General features: G+C 36.8%; 24 protein-coding genes. All 24 read left to right on the plus strand.

Going from position 1 to position 26,082, the window contains the following annotated elements:
- Positions 1–7 precede the first annotated feature (7 nt).
- The 24 genes from NST98_RS00870 (at position 8) to pnp (ending at position 25,969) form a co-directional block, all read left to right on the plus strand.
- Entirely contained in the window at positions 8–772 is a 765-nt protein-coding gene (locus NST98_RS00870) for a FliA/WhiG family RNA polymerase sigma factor (RefSeq protein ID WP_096550672.1), read from the plus strand.
- Between the two features lie 14 nt (positions 773–786).
- Positions 787–1,101 carry an RNA polymerase subunit sigma gene (locus NST98_RS00875; RefSeq protein ID WP_340714139.1) on the plus strand — a complete coding sequence of 105 codons (315 nt, stop codon included), beginning with the start codon at positions 787–789 and terminating at the stop codon, positions 1,099–1,101.
- A gap of 8 nt (positions 1,102–1,109) precedes the next feature.
- Complete coding sequence (locus tag NST98_RS00880; protein ID WP_340714140.1) at positions 1,110–1,715, plus strand: hypothetical protein; 606 nt, start codon at positions 1,110–1,112, stop codon at positions 1,713–1,715.
- 161 nt (positions 1,716–1,876) lie between these two features.
- Positions 1,877–2,596, plus strand: coding sequence for a 30S ribosomal protein S2 (rpsB, locus tag NST98_RS00885; protein ID WP_016836786.1), 720 nt, complete (start codon positions 1,877–1,879; stop codon positions 2,594–2,596).
- A gap of 127 nt (positions 2,597–2,723) precedes the next feature.
- A complete protein-coding gene (gene tsf / locus NST98_RS00890; protein ID WP_340714141.1) occupies positions 2,724–3,608 on the plus strand; it encodes a translation elongation factor Ts in 885 nt (294 codons plus the stop codon).
- A 95-nt stretch (positions 3,609–3,703) separates the two neighbouring features.
- Complete coding sequence (pyrH, locus tag NST98_RS00895; RefSeq protein WP_016836788.1) at positions 3,704–4,429, plus strand: UMP kinase; 726 nt, start codon at positions 3,704–3,706, stop codon at positions 4,427–4,429.
- Complete coding sequence (gene frr / locus NST98_RS00900; RefSeq protein WP_016836789.1) at positions 4,429–4,986, plus strand: ribosome recycling factor; 558 nt, start codon at positions 4,429–4,431, stop codon at positions 4,984–4,986. Before pyrH ends, frr begins: the two co-directional genes overlap by 1 nt.
- Positions 4,987–5,232: 246 nt before the next feature.
- Complete coding sequence (locus tag NST98_RS00905) at positions 5,233–6,018, plus strand: isoprenyl transferase (RefSeq protein ID WP_340714142.1); 786 nt, start codon at positions 5,233–5,235, stop codon at positions 6,016–6,018.
- Positions 6,015–6,809, plus strand: a complete 795-nt coding sequence (locus NST98_RS00910) for a phosphatidate cytidylyltransferase (RefSeq protein WP_096550679.1) — start codon at positions 6,015–6,017, stop codon at positions 6,807–6,809. The genes NST98_RS00905 and NST98_RS00910 overlap by 4 nt, the downstream gene beginning before the upstream one ends.
- An 18-nt stretch (positions 6,810–6,827) precedes the next feature.
- Positions 6,828–7,973: a 1-deoxy-D-xylulose-5-phosphate reductoisomerase gene (locus NST98_RS00915; RefSeq protein ID WP_340714143.1), complete on the plus strand. Its 1,146-nt coding sequence runs from the start codon at positions 6,828–6,830 to the stop codon at positions 7,971–7,973.
- A gap of 30 nt (positions 7,974–8,003) precedes the next feature.
- Positions 8,004–9,269: an RIP metalloprotease RseP gene (rseP, locus tag NST98_RS00920; protein WP_340714144.1), complete on the plus strand. Its 1,266-nt coding sequence runs from the start codon at positions 8,004–8,006 to the stop codon at positions 9,267–9,269.
- Between the two features lie 278 nt (positions 9,270–9,547).
- On the plus strand, positions 9,548–11,248 hold the full coding sequence (locus NST98_RS00925) for a proline--tRNA ligase (RefSeq protein WP_340714145.1): 1,701 nt from the start codon (positions 9,548–9,550) through the stop codon (positions 11,246–11,248).
- A 170-nt stretch (positions 11,249–11,418) separates the two neighbouring features.
- A complete protein-coding gene (locus tag NST98_RS00930; protein WP_340714146.1) occupies positions 11,419–15,735 on the plus strand; it encodes a PolC-type DNA polymerase III in 4,317 nt (1,438 codons plus the stop codon).
- A gap of 295 nt (positions 15,736–16,030) precedes the next feature.
- Positions 16,031–16,510 (plus strand): ribosome maturation factor RimP, encoded by a 480-nt coding sequence (gene rimP / locus NST98_RS00935; RefSeq protein WP_096550682.1) that lies wholly within the window; start codon positions 16,031–16,033, stop codon positions 16,508–16,510.
- A gap of 19 nt (positions 16,511–16,529) precedes the next feature.
- Entirely contained in the window at positions 16,530–17,720 is a 1,191-nt protein-coding gene (nusA, locus tag NST98_RS00940) for a transcription termination factor NusA (RefSeq protein WP_340714147.1), read from the plus strand.
- Positions 17,721–17,773: 53 nt separating this feature from the next.
- Positions 17,774–18,064, plus strand: coding sequence for an RNase P modulator RnpM (gene rnpM, locus NST98_RS00945; RefSeq protein WP_340714148.1), 291 nt, complete (start codon positions 17,774–17,776; stop codon positions 18,062–18,064).
- Complete coding sequence (locus NST98_RS00950; protein WP_340714149.1) at positions 18,054–18,362, plus strand: YlxQ family RNA-binding protein; 309 nt, start codon at positions 18,054–18,056, stop codon at positions 18,360–18,362. The genes rnpM and NST98_RS00950 overlap by 11 nt, the downstream gene beginning before the upstream one ends.
- A gap of 14 nt (positions 18,363–18,376) precedes the next feature.
- Positions 18,377–20,578, plus strand: a complete 2,202-nt coding sequence (gene infB, locus NST98_RS00955; protein ID WP_340714150.1) for a translation initiation factor IF-2 — start codon at positions 18,377–18,379, stop codon at positions 20,576–20,578.
- On the plus strand, positions 20,575–20,853 hold the full coding sequence (locus NST98_RS00960; protein WP_096550685.1) for a DUF503 domain-containing protein: 279 nt from the start codon (positions 20,575–20,577) through the stop codon (positions 20,851–20,853). Before infB ends, NST98_RS00960 begins: the two co-directional genes overlap by 4 nt.
- A gap of 113 nt (positions 20,854–20,966) precedes the next feature.
- Positions 20,967–21,320, plus strand: a complete 354-nt coding sequence (rbfA, locus tag NST98_RS00965; protein WP_096550686.1) for a 30S ribosome-binding factor RbfA — start codon at positions 20,967–20,969, stop codon at positions 21,318–21,320.
- Positions 21,321–21,400: 80 nt separating this feature from the next.
- On the plus strand, positions 21,401–22,309 hold the full coding sequence (truB, locus tag NST98_RS00970) for a tRNA pseudouridine(55) synthase TruB (protein WP_340714151.1): 909 nt from the start codon (positions 21,401–21,403) through the stop codon (positions 22,307–22,309).
- 12 nt (positions 22,310–22,321) lie between these two features.
- Entirely contained in the window at positions 22,322–23,269 is a 948-nt protein-coding gene (locus NST98_RS00975) for a bifunctional riboflavin kinase/FAD synthetase (protein WP_340714152.1), read from the plus strand.
- Between the two features lie 128 nt (positions 23,270–23,397).
- A complete protein-coding gene (rpsO, locus tag NST98_RS00980) occupies positions 23,398–23,667 on the plus strand; it encodes a 30S ribosomal protein S15 (protein ID WP_016836805.1) in 270 nt (89 codons plus the stop codon).
- Positions 23,668–23,848: 181 nt separating this feature from the next.
- The gene (pnp, locus tag NST98_RS00985) at positions 23,849–25,969 is read left to right on the plus strand and encodes a polyribonucleotide nucleotidyltransferase (protein ID WP_340714153.1); all 2,121 of its coding nucleotides are present in this window, start codon (positions 23,849–23,851) and stop codon (positions 25,967–25,969) included.
- Positions 25,970–26,082 lie beyond the last annotated feature (113 nt).

Consider the following 26,082-nt stretch of genomic DNA (forward strand, 5'->3'; position numbering starts at 1 on the left):
GGATTCGATGGTAAGTAAGCTAGATGAACAAAAATTATGGAATAGCTGGATAAAAGATCGAGATCCGCATGCAGGGAATTTACTAATAAAAAAATACATACCGCTTGTGTCCTATCATGTTCAACGTATAGGTACTGGATTGCCAAAAAATGTGTCTCGGGATGATTTGACTAGCTTAGGTATGATGGGACTATTTGACGCTTTAAATAAATTTGATATTAATAGAGATTTAAAGTTTGATACATACGCATCTTTTCGTGTACGGGGAGCCATTATTGATGGCCTAAGAAAAGAGGATTGGCTACCTCGTACTGCAAGGGAAAAAGCGAAAAAAATGGAAGCTACAATTGAACAATTAGAACAAAAATTAATGCGCCATGCAACACCTGAAGAACTGGCAGAACATATGAATATGCCTGTCGAAGAAGTATATCAAACAGTACAAGAACATTTCTTTTCAAATATATTATCTCTAAACGAAACGCAGCAAGATTCTGAAGATACTGATGGGAAAGCTTGTGTCATTCGAGATGAAAATACACGAACACCTGAACAAGAGGCGCTTCATAAAGAACTAGTGGACGAACTTGCTGAAAATATTAAAAAGTTAAGTGAGAAGGAACAACTTGTATTAAGTCTATTTTATTCTGAAGAAATGACATTGACGGAAATTGGAGAAATGTTAGATTTATCCACATCTCGTATTTCGCAGATTCACTCAAAAGCGTTATTGAAATTGAGAAAACTGCTATCAAGCGAGGCTAATGCTTAAATTAGGAGGAGCTAATGAGTTTAAAAGGTGTTGAATTACAAATTGCTATTCCGAAAACTGTTGACGCTGGGAAAATGGTTGGGGAGCATCAACAGCACGTCGTTCAGCAACAATATCATGCTAACGAGTCGTTAAAAAGAGAGATTGAAAGAAAGCAGCTTAGCGTGAATGACACCGAAAAAATCTCAGAAGTTTCTGAAGAAGAAAAAGAAAAAAAACGAAAAGGAAAACAATCATCCAACAATCACAATGGACAAAAGAAACAACAACAAGAACAGCAGAGAGTACAACATCCATATAAAGGAAAGTATATAGATTTTACCGGATAGGAGATTTTATGACTACCATAATCATCATTCTATTGATTATTTCTCAATTGATTAGCTTTTTCCTCATTTTCATTTTAAATGCGAAAATCGCTAAATTTAAAGATTTGGAATTGCGACAAGATAAATTAATGGAAGAAATGGAAAATGCAATTAGCGTCTATTTGTTGGAAGTGAAGGAAGAAAATGAGCGTTTTATTGATGAATTAATAAAGCTATCAAAACCTCAATCAAATGAAAGCTATAACATGGCAAATGAACAAATAAATAAACAAATTTCTGATCATATTAATAAAGACAGTGTTCAATTAAAAAATGAAGAAAACAATGGGAATCCAAAAATAGAAAAGTTGCAAGTGATTCCGAAAGCTGTTGCAAAAAATGCCTACATTCAACAACAAAAATCTCATACGTCTAATAGAGAGAAGGTGAATGAAGAGGCGGTAAATGAAGAAAAACAGCAAAAACTCACTGAAACTAATTTACAAATGACATCACCAACACTCAAAGAAAAAATCGTTGCTCTTCATCAAGAAGGTAAATCGATTGAGGAAATCGCAAAAATTACGCAAAAAGGAAAAACGGAAATTGAACTTTTATTAAAGTTCAATTCATAAAATTTCTTGCACAGTAAAAGGGATTGTGTTATATTACCAAGTGGTGTGATTATTACACACGCATTTTGATGAATAAGTGGTGCTTAAAAGTAATCTTTTAAGTTGCTTATTCAGATGAGAAATGCGGAGGAACAAAACCAATATATTTAGGAGGAAAATTCATGTCAGTAATTTCAATGAAACAATTACTTGAAGCTGGTGTACATTTCGGACACCAAACTCGCCGTTGGAATCCAAAAATGAAAAAATACATTTTTGTTGAACGTAACGGCATTTACATTATCGACTTACAAAAAACTGTAAAAAAATTAGAAGAAGCTTACGAGTTCATGCGTGAAGTTGGCGCTAATGGCGGAAAAGTTCTTTTTGTTGGTACAAAAAAACAAGCACAAGACGCTATTAAAGAGGAAGCTGAACGTTCAGGCAACTTCTACATTAACCAACGTTGGTTAGGTGGAACGTTAACAAACTTCGACACAATTAAAAAACGTGTTGCTCGTATGAAAGAAATTGAGAAAATGGAAGAAGAAGGAATTTTTGACGTTCTTCCTAAAAAAGAAGTTACGAAATTGAAAAAAGAACATGAACGTTTAGTGAAATTCCTTGGCGGTATTCGTGAAATGACTGAATTACCTGACGTAATGTTCGTAGTAGACCCACGTAAAGAACGTATCGCTGTAGCTGAAGCTCGTAAATTAAATATTCCGATTGTAGGAATTGTAGATACAAACTGCGATCCAGATGAAATTGACTACGTAATTCCTGCAAACGATGATGCGATTCGTGCTGTAAAATTATTAACTGCTAAAATGGCAGATGCTCTTATCGAGTCTAAACAAGGTGAATCAGAAGCTCCAGCTGAAGAAGTAGTTGCTGAGTAATTCACTACTACAAAGGGTGATAAGTGGATGTTTCACTTATCACCTTTTTTTAAGAAACTACGGTTTCTTATTATATAAAAAGGCTAAAACTTATAGTAAACATAAATTATCCAAGGAGGAACTTTCAATGGCAATTACTGCTCAATTAGTAAAAGAACTTCGTGAAAAAACGGGCGCAGGTATGATGGATTGTAAAAAAGCCCTTGTAGAAACGAACGGTGATATCGATGCTGCAATCGATTACCTACGTGAAAAAGGTTTATCATCTGCAAGTAAAAAAGCTGATCGTATCGCTGCGGAAGGTACAACTTACATTTTAACTGAAGGTAACGATGCTGTAATTTTAGAAGTAAACGCTGAAACTGACTTCGTTGCGAAAAACAGCCAATTCCAAGAATTAGTAAAAAGCTTAGCGGCACAATTATTAAAAGCTAAACCTGAATCTTTAGAAGCTGCTTTAGAAGTAAAAAATGAAGAAGGTGTTAGCATCGCAGAACAAATTTCTTCTGCTGTTGCAACAATTGGTGAAAAAATCACTCTTCGTCGTTTCGAAGTGAAAACTAAAACAGATGCTGATACATTCGGTTCTTACTTGCACATGGGTGGACGTATCGGAGTTTTAGTTGTACTTGAAGGTTCAACAGATGCTGATGCTGCAAAAGATATCGCTATGCATATCGCTGCAATCAATCCAAAATACATTACTCGCGAAGAAGTACCTGCGGAAGAAGTTGAACGTGAACGCAAAGTGTTAACTGAACAAGCATTAAACGAAGGTAAACCAGAAAATATTGTGGCAAAAATGGTTGAAGGTCGTCTTGGAAAATTCTTCGAACAAGTTTGCTTACTTGATCAAGCATTTGTTAAAGATTCTGATAAAAAAGTACGCGATTTCGTGAAATCTACTGGCGGTAACGTAACTTCATTCGTGCGTTATGAAGTTGGAGAAGGTATTGAAAAACGTGCAGACAACTTTGCAGAAGAAGTTATGAGCCAAGTGAAAGGTAAATAATTGTAGGATAAATACACAAACTTTATGGGGAGCACTCTAAGTGTTCCCTATTTTTCAGAAATGAAAATACATTATTCACATAACGGAGGTTTACTATGAGTGTGCCGCAGTATAAACGAGTTGTAATCAAAATTAGTGGTGAGGCATTGGCAGGAGAAGCAGGATTCGGCATCTCGCCAAAAATCATTAAGTCAGTTGCTGAAGATATTAAAGAAGTTGTAGATCTTGGTGTTGAAGTTGCAGTTGTAGTTGGCGGAGGAAACATCTGGCGTGGTAAAATAGGAAGTGAAATGGGAATGGATCGTGCTTCTGCCGACTATATGGGAATGCTTGCGACTGTGATGAACTCTCTTGCACTTCAAGATGCATTAGAAAAACTCAACGTGGAAACTCGAGTGCAATCTTCAATCGTAATGACCCAAGTGGCGGAACCTTACATACGTAGAAAAGCAGTGCGTCATCTTGAAAAAGGACGTGTAGTAATCTTCGCTGCTGGTACTGGAAATCCATTTTTCTCTACAGATACAACAGCTGCATTAAGAGCTGCAGAAATAGAAGCAGAAGCCATTTTAATGGCGAAAAATAATGTCGATGGTGTTTATTCTGCGGATCCAAAAACTCACGAAGATGCAGTGAAATATGATACACTCACTTATTTAGATGTCATTCAACAAGGTTTACAAGTGATGGATTCCACTGCTTCCACTTTATGTATGGACAACGACATCCCATTAATAGTATTCTCTATTATGGAAAAAGGTAATATTAAACGTGCCGTTTTAGGTGATAAAATTGGGACAGTTGTTAGGAGGAATGCATAATGTCAAATAATGTATATGAACAAGCGAAGGAAAAAATGAACAAATCCATTGCTGCCTTTACCCGCGAACTTGCTTCAATTCGTGCTGGTCGAGCAAACGCTTCATTACTCGATCGAATCACTGTTGATTATTATGGGGTACCAACACCGGTTAACCAACTTGCTGGTATTTCGGTTCCAGAAGCACGACTCCTTGTCATTACACCTTATGATAAATCAATTTTAAGTGAAATTGAAAAAGCGATTTTAAAATCTGATATTGGTATTACGCCTACAAACGATGGAAATGTAATCCGTTTAACAATTCCACCTTTAACAGAAGAACGTCGCAAAGAATTAGTGAAAATCGTGAAAAAAGAAGCGGAAGACGCAAAAGTTGCAATTCGTAACGTTCGTCGTGATGCGAATGATGATTTGAAGAAAATGGAGAAAAATGGTGAGATTACGGAAGACGAACTACGTGGTCAAGTAAATGATATTCAAAAATTAACTGATGATTTTATTGCAAAAGTAGAAAATTTGGCAAAAGAAAAAGAAGAAGAAATCCTTGCAATTTAATGCTTACTCAGTTATAACAGAACTTTCTGTAGGAATGTGACGTCCTTTCATCTAGGACGTCATTTTCATTTATCTCATCTATGTTTTATCCATCAATTATTATTGATATGATTGAACAAAAAATACATATGATAGTAAAACATTACAAAAAATACGAATAATTATCAAGGAAATAAAAGACACGTATATTTGTTTTTGATATTATTAATAAGAATACGTCCAAAACGTTGTCAGGTGGGGGAATAAATGGTATTAAAAAATTTTTTTAATAAAACTAAATGTGAGAAAAAAATAGCCGAAGAAAGCGTCAATCTTGAAGTAATCCCTTCCCATATTGCAATCATCATGGACGGTAATGGACGTTGGGCAAAAAAGCGGGCAATGCCACGAATCGCTGGACATCATGAGGGGATGAAAACTGTTAGAAAAATAGCACGTGTGGCAGATGATTTAGGTGTGAAAGTGTTAACACTATATGCCTTTTCAACAGAAAACTGGAAGCGTCCCAAATCGGAAATAGAATTTTTAATGAGCTTACCAGAAAAATTTCTTAATGATTTTTTACCTGAAATCATGGAACGAAATATTCGCGTGCAAATGATTGGTGAAAAGGAAGGTTTACCAGAACATACAAAAAAAGCTTTAAATAAAGCGTTAGAAAAAACAAAAAATAATACAGGGCTTATTTTGAATTTTGCGATGAATTATGGCAGCCGTGCCGAAATTGTGAATGCTATAAAAAAGATGATGATAGATGTACAAGAAGGAACATTAAATTTTGATTCGATTACTGAAGAAACAATGAACCAATATCTAATGACATCACATCTACCGGAACCAGATTTATTAATTCGTACAAGCGGAGAAGTACGATTAAGCAATTTTATGCTTTGGCAATTAGCCTATACTGAGTTTTGGTTTACGGATACGCTATGGCCAGATTTTAATGAGGAAACTTTCTTAGAAGCAATTCAAGCCTATCAAAAAAGAAATCGTCGCTATGGTGGATTGAAAGGAGAAGAAATGTATTGAAGCAACGTATTATAACGGGTGTAGTAGCAGCAGCTTTTTTCATCCCGTTTGTATTATATGGTAATCTCCCGTTTACTCTATTAGTTTACGCAATGGCTACAGTTGGAATGTTCGAACTACTACGCATGAAAAAGATGGCTATTTTCTCAGTTCCAGGCTTAATTGGGTTACTTACCGTATATATGCTATTAATGCCTGATCATTTTGCGGCAAAAATCCAAGATATCACATCTTATTCGAAATTAGAATTTCTTGTCATTGCTGCACTTTTATTATTAATTCATTCTGTCATTGTAAAAAATCATTTTACATTCGATGAAATTGGATTTGTCCTACTGTCAGCTTTGTATATAGGAATCGGATTTTATTATTTAATTGAAACGAGAGATGCAGGGTTACAATTTATTATTTTTGCTTTACTTGTAGTTTGGTCTACTGATTCAGGGGCATATTTTACTGGTAGAAAATTTGGGAAAAACAAGCTATGGCCAGAAATTTCACCTAATAAGACGGTTGAAGGATTTTTCGGAGGGATTTTGATAGCGGTTGTATCTGCCTGTGTTATGCAATTTATTTACCCCTTTGAAAAACCTTGGTTTATACTAATACTTGTAACGATTGTAAGCTCTATTTTTGGACAATTAGGTGATTTAGTAGAATCTGCTATTAAAAGACATTATGATGTAAAAGATTCAGGAAAACTTCTTCCTGGACATGGTGGAATACTAGATCGATTCGATAGTTTATTGTTTGTATTACCATTATTCAACTTGTTGCATTTTGTTAGTTAATGAAGGGAAGGACCCAAATTGAAAAAAATTAGTTTGTTAGGGGCAACAGGCTCAATTGGATGGCAAACTTATGATATATTAAAATCCCATCCAGAAGAGTTCCAACTTGTTGCTTTTTCTGCAGGAAAAAATATAGAAAAAACTAGAGAAATTATTAAAACATTACAACCTGAGTTAGTTTCTGTGCAAGAGGAAAAAGATGCACTTGCATTAAAAAAAGAGTTTCCTCATATACATTTTACATACGGCGAACAAGGTTTAGTAGAAGTTGCAACACATCCTGAGACGAGCGTTTTATTGAATGCAGTTTTAGGAAGTGTTGGTTTGCCATCTACATTAGCTGCCATTCGCATGGGAAAAACGATTGCAATCGCTAATAAAGAGACCCTTGTTACCGCTGGCCATCTAGTAATGAAAGAAGCAAAAAAACATCATGCACCGATATTACCAGTTGACAGTGAGCATTCAGCGATATTCCAGTCGATGAATGGGGAAAATCCAAAACAAATTAACCGGTTAATTTTGACAGCTTCTGGCGGTGCATTTCGCGATAAAACTCGCGATGAATTAAAAAATGTTACAGTCAAGGATGCCTTGAATCATCCGAACTGGTCAATGGGTGCAAAAATTACAATTGATTCTGCAACGTTGATGAACAAAGGATTAGAAGTGATTGAAGCCCATGTACTATTTGACATGCCTTTTGACCAAATTGATGTCTTGCTTCATAAAGAAAGCATTATCCACTCGATGGTGGAATACCATGATACAAGTGTCATCGCTCAATTAGGAACTCCAGATATGCGTGTACCAATTCAATATGCATTAAGTTACCCAGACCGATTGCCACTTGTTGGTGGAAAGTCATTAAATTTAGCTGAAATTGGACAACTACATTTTAAAGAAGTTGATTTTGAGCGATTCAGAGCATTAAAACTGGCTTATGAAGCAGGAAGAATTGGCGGAACCATTTTAACGGCCATGAATGCAGCTAATGAAGCAGCAGTACAGTTGTTTTTAGAAGAAAAAATTGCATTTTTACAGATTGAAGAGATTATCGAACGCATCATGAATGACCATCACAATGTACTGAATCCTGATTTGGAAACGATTTTGCATGTAGACAGTGAAACAAGAAAAAAAGTGCTTCATATGGTACAATAAACACGAGCTTGGCTCTAAAGGTGGTATTTTATGCAAACTATTTTAGCATTTATCCTCGTATTCGGATTAATCGTATTCTTTCATGAATTAGGACACTTTATTTTTGCAAAAAGAGCAGGTATTTTAGTGCGCGAATTTGCTATTGGTATGGGTCCAAAAATTTTTGGTATGACGAAGGGGGAAACAATATACACCATTCGACTATTACCTTTAGGCGGATATGTACGAATGGCCGGAGATGATTTTGATCGGATTGAACTTCAACCTGGCTATCGTGTTGGGCTCATATTGAATAATGAAGAAAAGGTCGAAAAGATTTATTTAAATCAAAATGTTCAAAATCCGAACGTATTATTTATGGAAGTGGAACGTGCCGATTTAACTAAAAAATTATGGATCGAAGGATACGATGAAGAAGAGCGTTTAGTTCGTTTTGATGTTTCTCGCAATGCAATAATTGTTGAAAATGGTGAAGAAACGTTAATTGCTCCTTATGACCGAACATTCGAAGCGAAATCGTTATGGAACCGAACTTTAACAATTTTTGCTGGTCCTTTATTTAACTTTCTTTTAGCCTTTGCAATCTTTTTACTTCTTGGTATTTTCCAAGGAGTACCAACAAATGAACCGATTGTTACGGAAGTAGTAGACAACAGTCCTGCAGCTGTAGCTGGTATGCAAGCCGGAGACTATGTGAAATCTATAAACGGAAAGCCTATTAATGAGTGGGCTGATTTAACAAGTTATGTTCAAAATAGTGCCGGCAAAGAGTTATCCGTCATTGTAAAGCGAAATGAAGAACTTGTCGAGTTAAATATTGTTCCAGATACAGTCAAGCTGGAAAATGGCGAAGAAGTTGGACAAATTGGCGTTATGTACAAAAGTCCATTTGTAAAAAATCCATTTAAAGCTGTTGTGTATGGCTTCCAACAAACTTGGGAATACACAATGTTAATTCTTCAGGCGTTAGTTCATTTAATCGCTGGACATTTCACTCTTGATGACTTGGCTGGACCAGTTGGTATTTATCAAGTAACTGGAGAAGTAGCAAAACATGGTTTCTTTACGCTGATGTACTGGACAGCAGTATTAAGCATTAATTTAGGAATCATGAATTTACTTCCACTTCCAGCTTTAGACGGCGGCCGATTAATGTTCTTTGGTATTGAAGCACTTAGAGGAAAACCTGTCGATCGTCAAAAGGAAGGCATGGTTCATTTTGTAGGAATCGTGTTATTAATGATTTTAATGATTGCTGTAACATGGAACGATATTCAGCGGTTGTTTTTCCAATAAATAATATGATACGACTTTAATGGAGGCTGGGACAAAAGATAAAAAACCCCATTTTCTCACGGGAGAAAATGGGGTTTTTTATTTTGAGGAAAATGATGCAATTGTGACAAAATGTTGTATGCAGACATTGGAATAAGTGCGTTTCTTATCATTTATTACAAAAATGACAGAAAGTCTTTGATTTTAGTCATTATTTATAAAAAAATGTATATACTCAATCTCTTCAAGGATATGCTATTCTATTAAGAAAGATAGAAAATCATAAAGGTGGAGCACTGATGAGACAAAGTTTAACGTTTATACCAACAATGCGGGAAGTGCCTCAAACTGCCAATACAAAATCTTGTCAAATGTTGCTGCGTGCTGGATATATTCGTCAACATGCAAATGGAACATATACGTATTTACCTTTAGCGAAACGGGTATTACATAAAATTGAGCAAATCGTACGGGAGGAGCTTGAGGAACGTCAAGCCATTGAATTGGAATTGCCGTCGATTCAATCGATTGATTTATGGAAGCAGTCAGGTAGATTGCAGTTTTTCAACAAAGAATGGATTTATCTAAAAGATCGTAACCAACATGAATTAGTCATGGGACCAAGCATTGAATTGATTACTTCTATTGTTAGGGATGAAATCAAAACGTATAAAAAATTACCTTTAACGCTATTTCAAATTCAAAGGAGGTTCTGTGACGAAAAGGAGTACCGCCATGATTTATTTCAAGCGCGGGAGTTTCTGATGAAAGATGCTTATTCATTTCACGATAATGAAGAAAGTTTAAATGGAAGCTTTGAACAGATGATTAGTACTTATGAACGAATTTTTTCTCGTCTTGGATTAAACGTGCATATTGTGAAAGCGGATTCAGGAGCATTTGGTGATCAATCGTTTGAATTTGTTATTCTAAACAATAATGGACAAGAAATGATCGCTTTTTCAAATCAATCACATTATGTAGCAAATGCACAAATTGCAGAAGTGGCCATTGAATATGAACAACCCAATGAGGAATTGAAACCGATAGAAAAAGTTGCAACACCAAATGTTCAAACGATTCACGAATTATGTGATTTTTTACAAGTTGAATCGACGAAATGCATTAAATCCCTAGTTTTAAATGTTGATGGCGAAATCATCGTCGCATTAGTTCGCGGAGACCACCAGTTGAATATGATAAAAATCATGAAATTAATAAATGCATCAAAAGTACAGTTTGCAAGTGGAGAGGAAATTGAAAAAACGCTCGGATGTTCTATTGGATCGATTGGTCCAATTAAACTTCCTCTTGATATAAAAGTGGTTGCTGACTATGGAATTAAGTCCATTGTAAACGGTGTGAGCGGGGCTAACGAAAACGGCTATCATTACATTAATGTGAATCCAAATCGAGATTTTGCTATCAATTTATATGGAGATATTCGGTATATTGAAGAAGGTGACCCTTCACCAGACGGAAAAGGCATTATTCGTTTAGAAAAGGGAATTGAAATTGGACGAGTAACTAAACTGAACACGCTTATCGCAGAGAAAATGAAAGCATATGTTACAAATCAAGAAGGTAAAAAAATACCGATGCATTTAGCGAGTTACGAACTAGATTTGACTAGACTATTTGGCATATTAGCAGAACAATACCATGATGAAAAAGGATTTACTTGGCCAAAACATTTAGCTCCATACGATTTACATCTGATGGCAGTTAACGTAGCAGATGAAGCTCAACGAAATCTTGCAGATCAGCTTTACAATATCTTAACAACTTATCGCTATGATGTGTTATATGATGATCGGGATGATCGGGCAGGCATCAAATTTGCTGACAGCGATTTAATCGGTTTACCAATTCGCGTTACAATCGGTAATAAGGCGATGGAGGGAATCGTGGAAGTTAAAATTCGAAAAACAGGAGAGACTTTTGAATGCGCGAAGGAAGAGCTTATTGACCGATTAAATGAATTTTATCGAACTCAATAATTTCAAACAATCCGTTGAAAAATAGTGTATACTTAATAGTTGGATAGAAAATAGAATTCGCTCGTTCTATAGATGAGGCGTTTATTCGCCTTATCTACAGAGATATGCGAATTCTTTTCATTTTTTACTTTCCTTTTGAGGGCTACTTAATATAGAAGGTGGTGAGTTGATTGACAAACTTAGATGCAAGAGAGCGCTTTAATACGCTCCTTTCACAAATTAACTTAAAAGATGATATTTACATGTCCTTTTTTGAACAAGGTGAACTCACTCGCTTAACAGTTCATAAGAAAAAACGGATTTGGAATTTCTCAGTAAAGCTTCAAAATATCTTGCCCTATCAAATCTATCAATTATTTTCTTCTCGATTAAAAGAAGAATTTCATCATATTGCCCAAACAACGTTAACAATTGAAGCAATCAATCCACAAATAACGGAAGAACTGATTACAGACTACTGGTTGTCTGTTGTAGAACGCATTGATGCATCTCCACCAGTAAAAAAACGACTCACTTGTCAGATGCCAACTTGGGCAGGAAACAAATTAGTTCTTACATGTATATCAGAAATGGAACAATTGACATTAAAATCAAAATATGGCGCAATCATTTCAGAATCTTATGCTTGCTTTGGATTTCCACTGTTTCCTGTCGATTTCAAATTAGTTGAAGCATCAGAAGAGGAAAAGGCCGAGCAAGAAAGATTATTGGAACAGCGAATGCTAGAAGAAGCTGAACTGGCAAGACAAGCCATTGAAGACTTCCAAAAACGGGAAAAAGAGAAGAAGGAAACGCCGCAAGTTGAAAGGGGTCCTGTGCAACTCGGATCTATAATTAATGACACAGAAATTGTTGATATCAAATCGATTGTTGAAGAAGAGCGCCGCATCGTGATTGAAGGCTACATTTTCGATGTGGAAGTGAAAGAATTAAAAAGCGGACGTTCATTGTTGGAAATAAAATTGACGGACTACACAGATTCCATTCTTGTGAAAATGTTTTCTCGCAACAATGATGATGCTGAAACCATGTCCCGTATTAAAAAAGGGATGTGGGTAAAAGTTAGAGGATCCGTTCAAAACGATACGTTCGTTCGTGATTTAGTGGTAATGGCGAATGATATCAATGAAATTCATAAAGAGACAAGAAAAGATACAGCACCTGATGGCGAAAAACGAGTTGAATTGCATCTACATACGCCGATGAGTCAAATGGACGCTGTCACGCCAGTTGACCGAATTGTAGGACAAGCTGCAAAGTGGGGGCATCCAGCAGTAGCGATTACAGATCACGCTGTCGTCCAAGCATATCCGGAAGCTTACGCTGCGGGGAAAAAGCACGGTATTAAAATTATTTACGGTTTGGAAGCAAATTTGGTGGATGATGGTGTACCGATTGCTTACGAAGAACAGCATATTCTCTTAGATGATGCGACGTTCGTCGTGTTTGATGTGGAAACAACCGGGTTATCTACTGCTTACGATACGATTATTGAATTAGCAGCAGTTAAAATAAAGGAAGGCAAAGTCATTGATAAATTCGAACGATTTGCTAATCCACATAGACCGTTATCGGAAAAAATCATTGAATTGACTCATATTACCGATGATATGTTGAAAGATGCTCCAGAAGTTGACGATGTGATACGAGAGTTTCACGAATTTATTGGTGATGCAATTGTTGTTGCTCACAACGCTTCCTTTGATATGGGGTTCCTTTATGCAGCATATGAAAAAGCGGGAATTGAAGGAGTTAAACATCCGGTAATTGATACGTTAGAGTTATCAAGACTAATTAATCCAACTCTTAAAAATCACCGTTTAAACACGCTTTGTAAAAAATACGGTATTGAATTGACGCAACATCACCGAGCTATTTATGATACTGAAGCGACGGGTTATTTATTATTGCATCTATTAAAAGAGGCAAGAGAAAAAGGCATAAAATACCATGATGATTTTAATAAATTCATGGGTGGAGAAGAAGCATATAAACAATCTAGACCGTATCATTGCACAATTTTAGTAGTTAATAATAACGGTTTGAAAAATTTATTCAAATTAGTGTCCATTTCTCATACGCAAACATTTTATCGAGTGCCGCGCATTCGACGCTCAGATTTAATGAAACATCGGGAAGGATTAATCATTGGTTCTGGCTGTAGCAACGGCGAATTATTTGAAACAATGATGAATAAATCCCCTGAAGAAGCAGAAGAAGTAGCGGAATTTTATGATTATATTGAAGTGCATCCAAAATCAGTTTATTCTCAACTGCTTGACAGTGGCACGATTCATGATGAGTGGCATTTAGAGGATATCATTCGTAAATTAGTGAAACTTGGCAAGAAAATGGATAAACCGGTTGTTGCAACTGGTAACGTTCACTATTTAGACGAACATGATGCCATCTACCGTAAAATTTTAGTATCTTCTCAAGGTGGAGCGAATCCTTTAAATCGTTATCCTCTTCCAAAAGTGCATTTCCGCACAACAAATGAAATGCTTGAAGAATTTGCATTTCTAGGTCCAGAAACTGCAAAGGAAATCGTTGTCACAAACTCTCAAAAAATTGCAGACATGATTGGCGATGTGAAGCCGATTAAAGATAAACTTTATACACCTGTAATTGAAGGTTCAGATGAAGAAATTACACGAATGACGTATGAAATGGCTCATAAAATCTACGGTGAAAATCTTCCGGAAATCGTAGAGAAACGTCTTGAAAAAGAGTTGAACTCTATTTTAGGCCATGGTTTCGGGGTTGTTTATTTAATTTCTGCAAAACTCGTGAAGAAGTCTTTAGAAGATGGTTATTTAGTAGGTTCGCGTGGTTCTGTTGGATCTTCCCTAGTTGCAACAATGATGGAAATAACGGAAGTGAATCCGTTGCCACCTCATTATGTATGTCCGAACTGTTACTATTCTGAATTCTTTACAGATGGCTCCGTCGGTTCAGGATTTGATTTACCAAATAAAGATTGTCCAAAATGCGGAACACCTTTAAATAAAGACGGACAAGATATCCCGTTTGAAACGTTCCTTGGATTTAATGGAGATAAAGTTCCTGATATCGACTTGAACTTCTCAGGGGAATACCAGCCTCGCGCCCATAACTATACGAAAGTATTGTTCGGGGAAGATAAAGTATATCGTGCAGGAACAATCGGCACCGTTGCTGAAAAAACAGCGTACGGCTTTGTAAAAGGATATGCAAATGATAATAATATAAATTTCCGAGCCGCAGAAATCGATCGTTTAGTACAAGGTTGTACGGGCGTTAAACGAACGACTGGACAACATCCAGGAGGGATTCTCGTTGTTCCTGATTATATGGATATTTACGATTTTACACCTGTGCAATATCCTGCAGATGCCCAAGATGCTGAATGGCGTACAACGCACTTTGATTTCCATTCGATTCACGATAACATTTTAAAACTTGATATACTTGGGCACGATGATCCGACAATGATTCGCATGTTGCAAGATTTAACAGGCATCGATCCTAAAACAATTCCACCCGATGATCCAGAAGTGATGGCGATTTTTACCGGAACAGAATCTTTAGGGGTAACTCCTGAGCAAATTTTTTGTAAAACAGGAACTCTTGGCATACCAGAATTCGGTACAAAATTTGTTCGTCAAATGTTGGAAGATACAAAGCCAAAAACGTTCTCAGAGTTATTAAAAATCTCTGGGCTTTCTCACGGGACAGATGTTTGGTTAGGAAATGCCAGCGAATTGATAGCAAACAACGTATGTTCTTTCTCAGAAGTTATCGGATGTCGTGACGATATCATGGTATATTTAATATACAAAGGGCTAGAACCTTCTCTCGCTTTCAAAACGATGGAATCTGTTCGTAAAGGAAAAGGATTGACAGAAGATATGGAAAAAGCGATGAGAGAAAACGGTGTGCCAGACTGGTATATTGAATCATGTAAAAAGATTAAATACATGTTCCCGAAAGCTCACGCTGCCGCTTATGTATTAATGGCTGTGCGGGTGGCATACTTTAAAGTACATTTTCCTCTAGCATACTATTGTGCCTATTTTTCAGTTCGTGCTGAAGATTTTGATTTACCAGCGATGATTAAAGGGGCAAGAGCCATTCGTACAAGAGTGGAAGAAATCAATGCAAAAGGATTAGATGCAACGAAAAAAGAAAAGGACTTGTTAACGGTTCTTGAAATTGCTCTTGAAATGTGCGAAAGAGGAATGAGCTTTAAAAATGTCGATTTATACAAATCAAAGGCAACAGAATTTGTCATCGAAGGGAATTCCCTTATCCCTCCGTTCAATGCTATTCCAGGATTAGGGGAAAGCGTTGCGAAACAAATTGTAGCAGCAAGAGAAGAACGACAATTTTTATCAAAAGAAGATTTACAAACTCGCGGTCGTGTATCAAAATCATTGATTGAATACATGGAACAATTAGGTGTATTAGAAGGCCTTCCAGATGAAGACCAATTATCACTATTCTAATTTTCGAAAAGATGTCGAGTTAAGCCGTGCATTGGAAATTTGTCAATACGGTGGAATCGTTTTGTAAATTTGCATTTATTAAGAAATTGTGCTATTGTTATATCAATAATTTGTTGATAGTTTTTGCAGCAAAAGAGTGGGTTTTCCCGCTCTTTTCTATTGTTTACATTGTGTCTTGAGTTTTGCTCTCCACCAAGGAGGGGGGGCGATTGAAAAAGTACACGGAATGCGAATTTCACCAATATTGGTGGAATTTCTGTTTTTAGTCAACGAAACAAGACGTTGGGAGGATATTATGAGCAAAATTACTACAATAGTAGAACAGCTGGTGACACCGATTTTACAGGATTTAAATCTTGAATTAGTGGATATTGAGTTTGTAAAAGAGGGACGCGCTTGGTTCCTCCGTGTATACATCGATACTCCTCAAGGTGGAATTGATATCGACCAATGTGCACTTGTTAGCGAGCGATTAAGTGCCGTGTTGGATGAAAAGGATCCGATTGAACAAAACTACTATCTAGAAGTTTCTTCTCCTGGTGCGGAACGCCCATTGAAGAAAGAATCGGATTTTGAGAAGGCTGTTGGAAAATACGTTTACATCAAAACGTATGAACCAATAGAAGGAATGAAAGAGTTCTATGGATACTTAAAATCCAACGATGAAGAGAACCTGGAAATTGAAATACGTATCAAAACACGGAATGTTGTAATAAAAATTGCAAAAGAAAAGATTGCAAAAGCTAGGCTAGCAATCGATTTTTCATCAAATTAATTAGGAGTGAAATAAAACAATGAGCAGTGAATTACTAGATGCTTTAATTGCTCTAGAAGAGCAGAAAGGCATTTCAAGGGAAATATTAGTGGAAGCGATCGAAGCCGCATTAGTGACTGCATATAAGCGCAATTTTAATCAAGCACAAAATGTACGTGTTGATTTTAATCAAGAAACAGGTGAAATAAAAGTCTTCTCAAGAAAAGAAGTTGTGGAGGAAGTGGAAGATCCACGATTAGAAATTTCGCTAGAAGAAGCTAGAAAAATTAATAGCGTTTATGAACCAGGAGATATTGTTGAACAAGAAGTGACACCTCGCAACTTTGGTCGAATTGCTGCACAAACTGCAAAACAAGTTGTTACTCAACGCGTACGTGAAGCAGAAAGAAGCATTATATATGAAGAATTTGTTGATCGCACTGATGATATCGTGAATGGAATTATTGAACGAAGAGACGCTCGCAATATTTATATTAATCTTGGAAAAGTAGAAGCTGCATTACCATTAAATGAACAAATGCAAGGTGAAGAATATAAGCCTCAACAACGCATTCGAGTGTACATTACAAAAGTCGAAAAAACGACTCGCGGACCACAAATTATCGTTTCCCGTACACATCCAGGTTTACTACGTAGACTATTTGAAATGGAAGTACCAGAAATTTATGATGGTATCGTAGAAATTAAATCAATCGCTCGTGAAGCAGGAGATCGTTCAAAAATCTCCGTTTATACTCACGATCCAGAAGTGGATGCAGTAGGTGCTTGTGTTGGTACGAAAGGAGCCCGTGTACAAGCAATCGTCAATGAGTTAAATGGCGAAAAAATTGACATTGTTGAATGGTCGGAAGATCCTGTTGTATTTGTTGCAAATGCTCTTAGCCCTTCAAAAGTGTTAGATGTCATTGTGAATGAAGAAGAAAAATCAACGACAGTCATCGTTCCAGATTATCAACTATCATTAGCAATTGGTAAACGGGGACAAAACGCGAGACTTGCAGCAAAATTAACAGGTTGGAAAATTGATATAAAAAGCGAATCTGATGCTCGTGAATTAGGCATTTATCCTAATGAGAACAGTCCAATCATCGACATTCAAAATGATAAAGAGTCTTCCTTCGACGATTTTGAATATGACTTATATCAAGATATCAACGATGATGAACATCAAGAAGTTACAATCGAAGAAGAACAAGATGATGAAAAATAAATGACATCGAACAAGGAATGCGTATGATGAGCTTATAGGGAAGGTGATATTACGTGCCAACGAAAAGAAAAGTTCCATTACGCCGCTGTGTTGTAACAGGTGAGAGTTTCCCAAAAAAAGAGTTGCTTCGTGTTGTTCGCTCTAAAGATGGAGAAGTATCGGTAGATCCGACTGGAAAAAAGTCAGGCCGCGGTGCATATGTTTCTAAGTCGGAAGAGGTAGTTGAAACAGCTCGTAACAAAAAGATTTTAGAACGCCATCTAGAAGTAAAAATACCAGATGAAATTTATGATGAATTAATTAGATTAATTCGCAGGGAGTCGCTATTTAAAAATGAATCATGAAAAGATATTCCAAATACTGGGCTTGGCGACTCGAGCTCGAAAAATCATAACTGGTGAAGAATTAGTTGTCAAAGAAATTCAAAAAGGCAATGCGAAGTTAGTCATTCTTGCTTCGGATGCAGCCAACAATTCAAGAAAAAAAATTCAAGATAAATGTACGTTTTATAACGTTGAGTATCATATATTTGGTAATCGCTATGAACTAGGACATGCGATTGGGAAAGAAGCCCGGGTGGTTATTGCAATCACCGATCAAGGTTTCGCCAAAAAATTGTCTAGTCTACTCAACGAAAATTAATCGGGGGTGAGCAGATGACCAAAATCAGAGTTCATGAATATGCCAAAAAAGTTAATAGACCTAGTAAAGAAATCATTGAAGAATTGAAAAAATTAAATATAAATGTAACGAATCATATGTCTACGCTTAACGGAGAAGAGGTTGCTAAATTGGACGCAGTCTTTAACAAAAATACGAATGAAGCACCAGTTAAGAAAAAAAATGCAGAACAACCAAAGTCAAAGCCAGTGCAAAACAAAGAAGTGAAAAGACATGAGCAACAGCTAAAGAAAACCGATAATAATGATAATGGGTCAGACGTTGCTTTTGAAAAATTTAAACGAAACAAATCTACAAAAGATCAAAATGTTCATCAACAACAAACAAAAAATAAAGGCGATCAACGTAAAAAGCCTGGTATTCATGGTGGTAAACGCCGTCAGGCAAAACAACAACCTCAACAGCAAGTTCAAAAGGAACTTCCTAAAAAAATTACTTTCTATGAATCGCTAACGGTAGCAGAACTTGCGAAGAAATTAAATCGCGAACCTTCTGAAATCATTAAAAAGCTCTTCATGCTAGGTGTAATGGCTACAATTAACCAAGATTTAGACAAAGATGCGATAGAATTAATTTGTGCGGACTATGGCGTAGAAGTGGAAGAAGAAGTTCGCATCGATAAAACGGACTTAGAAATTTACTTTGAACAAGCGGATGCAGAAGAGGATTTAGAAGAACGTCCACCTGTTGTAACAATTATGGGCCACGTTGACCATGGGAAAACGACAACTTTAGACTCCATCCGCAATTCGAGAGTAACAGAAGGAGAAGCTGGCGGTATTACGCAGCATATCGGTGCATATCAAGTGGATATTAACGGAAAGAAAATTACTTTCCTTGATACACCAGGGCACGAAGCCTTCACAACAATGCGTGCTAGAGGTGCACAGATTACCGATATTGTTGTTATCGTTGTTGCTGCTGATGACGGTGTAATGCCACAAACTGTGGAAGCCATTAACCACGCGAAAGCAGCTAACGTACCAATCATTGTTGCTGTAAACAAAATGGATAAACCAACAGCAAATCCTGATCGCGTTATGCAAGAATTAACTGAATATGGTCTTATTCCGGAAGACTGGGGTGGCGATACAATCTTCGTACCAATCTCAGCGTTAAAAGGTGAAGGAATTGACCAACTATTAGAAATGATTCTACTAGTTGCAGAAGTTTCTGAATTAAAGGCGAATCCAAACCGCAGAGCAATCGGTACAGTTATCGAAGCACAATTAGATAAAGGGCGCGGTTCTGTAGCGACATTATTAGTGCAAAATGGTACGTTGCGCGTTGGAGATCCAATCGTTGTAGGAAATACGTTCGGTCGTGTTCGTGCTATGGTCAATGACTTAGGACGTCGAGTTAAAGAAGCGTTGCCAGCAACACCTGTCGAAATTACTGGTTTACACGAAGTACCTCAAGCAGGTGACAGATTCGTAGTCGTTGAAGATGAAAAAACGGCTCGCGAAATTGGTGAAGCTCGTGCACAAATGGCAATACAAGCAAGTCGTGCACAAAAATCACGAGTTACGTTAGATAACTTGTTTGAACAAATGTCCCAAGGGGATATGAAAGAATTGAATTTAATCATCAAAGCAGACGTACAAGGTTCAGTAGAAGCTCTATCTTCCTCATTTATGAAAATTGATGTGGAAGGTGTAAATGTAAAAATTATCCACACAGGTGTAGGGGCAATTACTGAATCCGATATTAGTCTTGCAGCGGCTTCCAATGCCATTGTAATAGGATTTAACGTTCGTCCAGACGTTAATGCAAAACGTGCAGCGGAACAAGAAGGCGTAGAAATTCGCCTACACCGCGTCATTTATAAAGCAATTGAAGAAATTGAAGCTGCAATGAAAGGAATGCTTGATCCGGAATATGAAGAGAAAATTATCGGGCAAGCGGAAGTACGTCAAACAATTAAAATTTCCAAAGTGGGTACAATTGCAGGTTCATATGTGACAGATGGTAAAGTAACTCGCGATGCAGGCGTACGCGTCATCCGTGATGGAATCGTTATTTATGAGGGAGAACTTGAGTCGCTAAAACGCTTTAAAGATGACGTAAAAGAAGTCGCTAAAGGCTTTGAGTGCGGTATGCAAATTAAAAACTTTAACGACATTAAAGAAGGCGACGTCATCGAAGCCTTCATTATGGAAGAAATTGTGCGGAAATGATTGTCTATCTTGTAGCAGAATTTATGATTCCGGATGCCCATTCTTTAAAGGAAAAGCGTGCAGTTCTCCAACGGATGATTACACGTACAAAACAAAAATTTAATGTATCAGTTGCAGAAATCGATCATCAAAACGTGTGGCAGCGAACAAAGATAGCTGTTGTAACAGTTGCTTCATCGAGTGCTGCAGCTGACCGTGAAATCGATCATGTACTTCACTTTTTACAATCAAATCCATTATGGGAATTGCTAGAATTTTCTCGGGAATATTTATAAAAACAAGAGGATAATTTTCCGGTTTCCCATTAAACTAACAATAACACTATGAAGTAAAGTAGATAAAAGCCAGTTCGTTTCGCTTTTATCCTGCTTTTAAAAGAGGTGACAACATGTCTCTACGTGCAAATCGTGTTGCTGAACAAATGAAGAAAGAATTAGGCGACATCATTGGCCGAAAATTAAAAGATCCTCGCGTAGGATTTGTTACGGTAACTGCTGTCGAACTGACAGGCGACCTTCAACAAGCTACGATTTATATCACCACATTAGGCGATGAAGAAGAAAAGAATGAAACGTTAAAAGCTTTGGAAAAGGCGAAAGGTTTCATTCGCACAGAAATCGGCCAACGTATTCGTCTTCGAAGAACACCTGAACTTTTATTTAAGTTTGATTCATCGATCGAATACGGCAACAAAATCGAACAATTATTACGCTCTATTAAAGAAGATCATGATGAGGCGTAATTCTAAATAGTTTAAAAAAGCCTGCGACTGCATCATAATGCAGGTAGGCTTTTTTTATTGAAAATTTTAGGGGGGATAGAGTGAACGGGATTTTACCACTATGGAAAGAACGAGGTTTAACGAGTCACGATTGTGTATTTCAACTGAGAAAAATTTTAAAATACAAAAAAATAGGACATACAGGAACGCTCGATCCAGCGGTTGAAGGAGTTTTACCGATTTGCATTGGACAAGCAACTAGAATTGCCGAGTATATAACGGATATGGGTAAAACTTATGAAGCCACTGTTGCTATTGGTCGCTCAACAACAACTGAAGATGCTGAAGGAGAAACGGTAGAAGAAGATCTATCTTATAAAGTTATTACCCGTGAGCAATTGCAAAAAGTGCTTTCACAACTTACTGGTGAAATTGAACAAATTCCCCCAATGTATTCAGCGGTAAAAGTAAATGGAATAAAACTTTATGAATATGCACGAAAAGGAATTGAAGTAGATCGACCTTCAAGAAAAGTAACGATTCATGAATTGCAACTGCTTGATGATCAAGCCATTTTTGAAGGCGAGGAAATTACTTTTCATATAAGAATCAAGTGCAGCAAAGGCACATATATACGAACTCTTGCTGTACAAATAGGACAATTATTAGGCTATCCTAGTCATATGGCTTCTCTTGTTAGAACTGCCTCAGGGAATTTTACGAAAGCGGATTGTTATACTCTTCGTGATATTGAAAAGGCTGTGGAGGAAGGAACATTTGAACAACTGCTGCTTCCCATTGAAGATGCGTTAACTTATCCATTTATCGAGGTCGATGAATCAAACGAAAAGAAAATTTTTAATGGACAAATTTTAAAAGTCCATTCATTATTAAAACAGGAAGAAAAAATCGTTTTTAGTCGAAATGGGAAGGCGATTGCAGTATATATAAAACATCCAACGAAACCTGGACTCATGAAACCAGATAAGATGTTTCCAAATAATTTCTAGGAGGCCAATCGAATGAAGGTTATTCATTTAAAATATCCATATCAATTAAATAAAGTTGATCCTTCCACTTCCTATTCCCTAGCAGTTGGCTTTTTTGATGGAGTACATAGAGGACACCAAGCTGTTATCCGTGCAGCAATGGAAAAAGCAGAGGAATTGAATATTAAAAGTGCTGTTATGACTTTTGATCCCCATCCTTCTATTGTATTAGGTAAAAGCAATGAGAAAATTTTTTATATTACACCTCTTCCACAAAAATTAGAAATATTAGAAGAAATGGGCGTAGATACAACATTTGTCGTACAATTCACATCTGATTTTGCTAGGCTTTCACCAGAGGATTTCATTCAATATTTTATTCGAGATTTGAATGTTAAACATGTAACTGCCGGCTTTGATTTTTCTTTTGGTGCATTTGGAAAGGGAAATATGGATTTAATGAAGGAACTGTCCCTTGGTAATTTTGGTGTAACAGTAGTGGAAAAACAGATGGACGATGGGGAAAAAATTTCATCAACTCGCATTCGAAAATGTTTACAAGATGGAGATATGGAAACCGTCCATCATTTATTAGGACGCCCCTTCCAAGTTCCTGGAATTGTTGTTCAAGGAGATAAAAGAGGACGTACCATCGGATTTCCAACAGCCAATATTCAATCAATGGAAGGCTGTTTTATTCCAAAAAATGGCGTTTATGCAGTGAGGGTGTTCGTGCAAAATCGATTATATGATGGTGTTTGCAATGTCGGCTTTAAACCAACATTTAAAAACCCGGATGAAAAACAATTAACAATTGAGGTGCACATATTAGATTTTGAAAAAAATATTTACGGTGAAGAAGTAAAAGTCCTTTGGTATAAACGTTTACGTGACGAACAAAAATTTGACGGCATTGAATCATTAAAAGCTCAAATCTCTCGAGATAAGGAACGAACAATTGAGTATTTCGCCGATAAATAAGTTGCTTATCCATTTGAACTATGATATTATTTCCTAGTGTACTAATCGTACATTCCTTAGCTCGGCTTACCGATTCTCCAACGGTTGACTGTGCTATAGGAGTAAATAAATATTAGGAGGAACTAAACATGGCAATTTCAAAAGAACGTAAAAACGAAATCATTAAAGAATTCCAAACTCATGAAGGAGATACTGGTTCTCCAGAAGTACAAATCGCTATTTTAACAGAAGAAATTAACGTATTAAACGATCACTTAGCTGTTCATAAGAAAGACTTCCACTCTCAACGCGGTCTTCTTAAAAAAGTAGGTCGTCGTCGTCATTTATTAAAATATTTACGTGAAAAAGACGTTCAACGTTACCGTACATTAATCGAAAAATTAGGCTTACGTCGTTAATTCAAAGCGGGATTTTCCCGCTTTTTATTTATTCAAAAAACAATTAACTGGGTAACAATAAAAGTAAAATTACCATATTTTAATTGAAAATGTTTAGCATAGAATATTCTTTTTTGATACACTTACTAATGGTATATAAATACTCCTGACGAGTGTTCTCAAAGAGAAAGGGGATTAATGAATGACCGAAAAAAAAGTCTATCGATATGATTGGGCTGGACGCCCATTAGTAATTGAAGTTGGCCAATTAGCAAAACAAGCTAATGGGGCTGTACTTGTTCGCTACGGCGATTCGGCAGTACTTTCCACTGCAACGATGTCTAAAGAGGCAAAAGCATTAGATTTCTTCCCTCTTACTGTAAACTACGAAGAACGTTTATATGCAGCAGGAAAAATACCTGGAGGGTTCATCAAGCGAGAAGGCCGTCCATCTGAACATGCAATTTTGGTTTCGCGCTTAATTGACCGTCCGATTCGTCCGATGTTCCCAGAAGGATTCCGTAACGAAGTACAAGTCGTTTCAATTGTCATGTCTTCAGACCCGGATTGTCCAACAGATGTGGCTGCAATGCTTGGTTCATCGTTAGCTCTTTCCATCTCAGATATTCCATTTAACGGACCAATCGCGGGTGTGCATGTAGGTTATGTAGATGGAAAATTTGTTATTAATCCAGATATAGAACAATCAGAGAAAAGTACAATCCACTTATCTGTAGCAGGCAATAAAGACGCTATCAACATGGTTGAAGCAGGTGCTTTAGAAGTTCCGGAAGAAATCATGCTTGAAGCCATTATGTTTGGGCATGAAGAAATTAAAAAATTAATTGAATTCCAGGAACAAATAGTTGCAGAAGTCGGCAAAGAAAAAATTGAAGTAGAATTGTTTGAAATTGATGAAGAAATTGAAAATGCAGTTAGAGCAATGTGCGAGCAAGATATGATTGCTGCCATTCAAACTGTGGAAAAATTAGCTCGGGAAGAAGCAATTGCAGCTGTTAAAGAGCGAGTAATTACTTATTATGAAGAACAAGAAGCTGAAGAAGAAACGTTGAAACAAGTAAACACTGTTTTAGATAAAATGGTGAAAGAGGAAGTTCGACGTTTAATTACAGAGGAAAAAGTACGCCCAGACGGACGAAAAGTAGATGAAATTCGCCCGCTATCATCTGAAGTCGGCTTATTGCAACGCGCCCATGGTTCAGGTCTTTTCACTCGAGGTCAAACACAAGCCCTTTCCATCTGTACTTTAGGTCCATTAGGAGACGTGCAAATCATTGATGGATTAGGTTTAGAAGAATCAAAACGTTTCATGCATCATTACAACTTCCCTCCATTCTCAGTAGGGGAAACAGGTCCTATGCGCGGTCCTGGTCGACGTGAAATCGGACACGGTGCATTAGGTGAACGTGCATTGCTTGCAGTCATTCCGGATGAAAAAGAGTTCCCATATGCGATTCGTTGTGTATCAGAAGTATTAGAGTCCAACGGTTCAACTTCTCAAGCGTCAATTTGTGCTAGTACACTCGCTATGATGGATGCAGGTGTTCCAATCAAAGCGCCTGTTGCAGGAATTGCGATGGGATTAGTGAAAAAAGGCGAACACTATACAATTTTAACAGATATTCAAGGAATGGAAGACCATCTTGGAGATATGGACTTTAAAGTAGCTGGAACAGAAAAAGGTGTTACAGCGCTTCAAATGGATATTAAAATTGACGGATTATCACGTGAAATTTTAGAAGAAGCGTTAATGCAAGCAAGAGAAGGTCGTTTGAAAATCTTAGAACATATGAAACAAACGATTGCAAAACCGCGTGAACAACTTTCAAAATATGCTCCAAAAATTATTTCCATTAAAATTAACCCTGAAAAAATTCGTGATGTTATTGGGTCAGGGGGAAAAACAATCAACAAAATTATCGATGAAACAGGTGTAAAAATCGATACGGAACAAGACGGTACAATTTATATTTCTTCTGTGAATGAAGAAATGAACTTACGCGCGAAAGAAATTATCGAAGAAATTGTTCGCGAAGCAAAAGTGGGAGAATACTATTTAGCAACTGTAAAACGCATTGAAAAATTCGGTGCATTCTGTGAAATTTTCCCTGGCAAAGATGGATTACTCCACATTTCTGAAATTCAAGAAGAACGTACAAATAAAGTAGAAGATGTACTCAAAATTGGCGATAAAGTACTGGTGAAAGTAATCGATATTGACGATCAAGGTCGCATTAATTTATCGCGAAAAATAGTCATTAAAGAAGATAAAGAGCGAGCAAAACAAAATTTAAAACAATAATATGTTGAGAGGTTGTAGAAAAGGAGAACAACCTCTTTTTATTTGTTTGAAATGAAAGTACATAGGACATCAAAAAACTTTTATTCCTATAAAATATTTTGTAAAGTAAGAAG

The sequence above is a fragment of the Ureibacillus sp. FSL W8-0352 genome, from assembly GCF_038004345.1.
GTDB lineage: Bacteria > Bacillota > Bacilli > Bacillales_A > Planococcaceae > Ureibacillus > Ureibacillus thermosphaericus.

Excerpts from the sequence above, each read along its gene's own strand:
- NST98_RS00870 (WP_096550672.1), top strand. The coding sequence starts at position 8 with ATGGTAAGTAAGCTAGATGAACAAAAATTATGGAATAGCTGGATAAAA.
- NST98_RS00875 (WP_340714139.1), top strand. The coding sequence starts at position 787 with ATGAGTTTAAAAGGTGTTGAATTACAAATTGCTATTCCGAAAACTGTT.
- NST98_RS00880 (WP_340714140.1), top strand. The coding sequence starts at position 1,110 with ATGACTACCATAATCATCATTCTATTGATTATTTCTCAATTGATTAGC.
- rpsB (WP_016836786.1), top strand. The coding sequence starts at position 1,877 with ATGTCAGTAATTTCAATGAAACAATTACTTGAAGCTGGTGTACATTTC.
- tsf (WP_340714141.1), top strand. The coding sequence starts at position 2,724 with ATGGCAATTACTGCTCAATTAGTAAAAGAACTTCGTGAAAAAACGGGC.
- pyrH (WP_016836788.1), top strand. The coding sequence starts at position 3,704 with ATGAGTGTGCCGCAGTATAAACGAGTTGTAATCAAAATTAGTGGTGAG.
- frr (WP_016836789.1), top strand. The coding sequence starts at position 4,429 with ATGTCAAATAATGTATATGAACAAGCGAAGGAAAAAATGAACAAATCC.
- NST98_RS00905 (WP_340714142.1), top strand. The coding sequence starts at position 5,233 with ATGGTATTAAAAAATTTTTTTAATAAAACTAAATGTGAGAAAAAAATA.
- rseP (WP_340714144.1), top strand. The coding sequence starts at position 8,004 with ATGCAAACTATTTTAGCATTTATCCTCGTATTCGGATTAATCGTATTC.
- NST98_RS00925 (WP_340714145.1), top strand. The coding sequence starts at position 9,548 with ATGAGACAAAGTTTAACGTTTATACCAACAATGCGGGAAGTGCCTCAA.
- rimP (WP_096550682.1), top strand. The coding sequence starts at position 16,031 with ATGAGCAAAATTACTACAATAGTAGAACAGCTGGTGACACCGATTTTA.
- nusA (WP_340714147.1), top strand. The coding sequence starts at position 16,530 with ATGAGCAGTGAATTACTAGATGCTTTAATTGCTCTAGAAGAGCAGAAA.
- NST98_RS00950 (WP_340714149.1), top strand. The coding sequence starts at position 18,054 with ATGAATCATGAAAAGATATTCCAAATACTGGGCTTGGCGACTCGAGCT.
- infB (WP_340714150.1), top strand. The coding sequence starts at position 18,377 with ATGACCAAAATCAGAGTTCATGAATATGCCAAAAAAGTTAATAGACCT.
- NST98_RS00960 (WP_096550685.1), top strand. The coding sequence starts at position 20,575 with ATGATTGTCTATCTTGTAGCAGAATTTATGATTCCGGATGCCCATTCT.
- rbfA (WP_096550686.1), top strand. The coding sequence starts at position 20,967 with ATGTCTCTACGTGCAAATCGTGTTGCTGAACAAATGAAGAAAGAATTA.
- NST98_RS00975 (WP_340714152.1), top strand. The coding sequence starts at position 22,322 with ATGAAGGTTATTCATTTAAAATATCCATATCAATTAAATAAAGTTGAT.
- rpsO (WP_016836805.1), top strand. The coding sequence starts at position 23,398 with ATGGCAATTTCAAAAGAACGTAAAAACGAAATCATTAAAGAATTCCAA.
- pnp (WP_340714153.1), top strand. The coding sequence starts at position 23,849 with ATGACCGAAAAAAAAGTCTATCGATATGATTGGGCTGGACGCCCATTA.